The sequence below is a fragment of the Bradyrhizobium sp. NAS80.1 genome (genome assembly GCF_001908205.1).
In the GTDB taxonomy this organism is placed as follows: Bacteria; Pseudomonadota; Alphaproteobacteria; order Rhizobiales; family Xanthobacteraceae; genus Bradyrhizobium.
This window is the reverse complement of the sequence record NZ_LGHL01000501.1, coordinates 1-678: the sequence shown is the minus strand read 5'-3', so window position 1 is coordinate 678 and position 678 is coordinate 1. Positions and strand designations below refer to the sequence as shown.

Sequence of the window (678 nt, the reverse complement as noted above, 5' to 3'; positions counted from 1 at the left end):
GGCGCCGGAAAAGCGTATGCTGGTTCGATGATCCCGTGAACTGGGAGGCCGTCATGCTGTCCATGACGAGAGCACTCCTGCTGCTCGGCGCAATGGCACTGCCCGCTCCCGGAGCAGCACAAACGACGCCCGCCCCATCGGCAATTACCCGGACCGTTATCGCTGCAACCACACTGCCGATTGTGGTGGACGCGCCGCTCCATTTCAAAGCCGTCAGTGTCATCCTGCAGCCAGGCGAGAAGAGCAGCGTGTCAGAGGCCGACGGCATCCTTTACCAGATGTCGGGATCGACCGAGGTGTTTCTCGATGGCGAGACCAAAATGCTCAACACCGGAGAGGGGCGATTTGTCGCCAACGGAAAGACAGCGGCACTCACAGCGGGCACCGGAGCCCCGTCGACTTTCCTCCACTTCGTTCTTGTCTCCGCGGCCGACTTGGGTCGACCTGCCGAGACGCCACCTGCCGCTGTAAAAGAACTGTATCGTACGGTGCAGCCTATTCCCGACCTGAAGCCGGGCATCTATGAGCTCAATCTCACCCGCGTAACATTTCCGGCACAGATGCCGTCCAACCCGCCACACCATCGGTCGGGCGCGGCTCTTTATTTCATCATTTCGGGCACCGGGGCGAACACGGTCGACGGTAAGACTGAAACCAGGGGACCGGGTTCCTTGATCT

The 678-nt window shown here is 60.6% G+C and carries 1 protein-coding gene; it reads left to right on the top strand.

The features are described 5' to 3' along the window. Positions 1–53 precede the first annotated feature (53 nt). A partial coding sequence (locus tag AC629_RS44525; protein WP_143199973.1) for a hypothetical protein occupies positions 54–678 on the top strand: 625 nt, incomplete at its 3' end.